Annotated in this window: 2 protein-coding genes; both read left to right on the top strand. The window is 59.2% G+C overall.

The window, feature by feature from the left end; genetic code table 11:
- The first annotated feature begins 170 nt into the window (after positions 1-170).
- Positions 171-530, top strand: coding sequence for a MarR family transcriptional regulator (locus M1L36_RS21165; RefSeq protein ID WP_250875751.1), 360 nt, complete (start codon positions 171-173; stop codon positions 528-530).
- A complete protein-coding gene (locus M1L36_RS21160) occupies positions 527-868 on the top strand; it encodes a type II toxin-antitoxin system PemK/MazF family toxin (protein ID WP_250875750.1) in 342 nt (113 codons plus the stop codon). The genes M1L36_RS21165 and M1L36_RS21160 overlap by 4 nt, the downstream gene beginning before the upstream one ends.
- Positions 869-890 lie beyond the last annotated feature (22 nt).

Below are 890 nucleotides of genomic sequence, written 5' to 3'. Positions count from 1 at the left end.
TGACCGACTTTGAGAGTCTATGCAGCACGGTCACCGAAACATATCAGTTTCGGATAAATTCAACAAATCGGTTGAGAAGTGGCTGATTCAGTTCCCCAGGGATATGCGCTGGCCAAATCGACCAAAAATACGTCGATACAACTAATACATTTGGCGACACAAGAATACATATGCCCATCGACATCGAGACGTTCGAATCCTCCCCTGAAGACCGACTCCAGCAGAGCGGAGAGACGAACGCCGACCGCGTGATGCAGTTCCTCGCCACCCATCCGGATCAGGCGTTCACCCAGAGCGAGATTCGGGACGCGACCGGCGTGAAAGCCGGCAGTATCAGCGTGGTCCTCTCGCGTCTCGAAAACCGTGGACTCGTCCGCCACAAAGGCAACTACTGGGCACTCGGCGAGGCCGATGACGTGGCCGCTTACACAGGTATGGTCGAGAGCATGCGCGCCGCGAACGACCGCTTCGGTGAGGAGAACATAGAGGAGTGGCTGGAGCACGCCGTCGACGACGAGGATACTGAATGAGCTATCAGCGCGGCGATGTCGTCTGGGGGCCAGACCCGTTCAAGTCGGGTGAGAACCCGCGGCCGTGGCTGATTCTGAACAACGAGACTCATCCCTTCGGCGACGAGGAGTATATGACGGTCACGCTGACGACGACGCCCCACGACGAGGGCATCCCCCTTGACGACGGCGACTGGGTCGAAGGCGGGATGCCCCAGCAGAGTTACGCCTCACCGTGGACAGTAGCGTCGCCGAAGCACGCGGCGATCGTTCGGCGGCAGGGTCGCCTCAACGAGTCGTTCGTCCAGACCGTCGTTGACGCGCTCGAAACCTATCTCGAATCGCCGACCGAGGAATGACCGATACGCGCGATACGTGCAG

The sequence above is a fragment of the Halomarina rubra genome (assembly GCF_023699475.1).
Classification (GTDB): domain Archaea; phylum Halobacteriota; class Halobacteria; order Halobacteriales; family Haloarculaceae; genus Halomarina; species Halomarina rubra.
Note: the sequence above shows the minus strand (reverse complement) of the source record. Positions and strands in the feature narration are given on the sequence as shown.